Annotated in this window: 1 protein-coding gene; it reads right to left on the reverse strand. The window is 42.4% G+C overall.

Annotation, left to right across the window (positions count from 1 at the left end):
• Positions 1-375: M17 family peptidase N-terminal domain-containing protein (locus SB772_RS39370; RefSeq protein WP_410838434.1), on the reverse strand; the 375-nt coding region annotated here is incomplete at both ends.

Consider the following 375-nt stretch of genomic DNA (forward strand, 5'->3'; position numbering starts at 1 on the left):
CTTATATTTATCAAAGCGGTAGCTGGCTGCCAATAGGTTTAGGGCAAATTGACCAAAATGGCTTTCTTCTAGCGCATCACCTAGTGCAACGGTAATAGACGATACACGCTTTTGCGTGCTGCTATAGATAGTCTTGGCAATTTTTTGCAATACGGTATTGCTGAATTTGTCCGTGTTACCGACACCAACCAATAACAGCTGTACAGGATTTTGTTTGGTGGTTTTTTTATCTCCTGCCAATGCATAATCAGCAACGGTCTCACAGGCTGTTCCCTTAAAATGAGAGACTTCAATCAATTGCTCAATACGAGCGGTATAGTCAGTCAACACAGAGTCGGCTAGGATGTTTTTCTTGTCATCAACCAAGACAACCAG

The organism is Paraburkholderia sp. SIMBA_030 (assembly GCF_046535245.1).
Classification (GTDB): domain Bacteria; phylum Pseudomonadota; class Gammaproteobacteria; order Burkholderiales; family Burkholderiaceae; genus Paraburkholderia.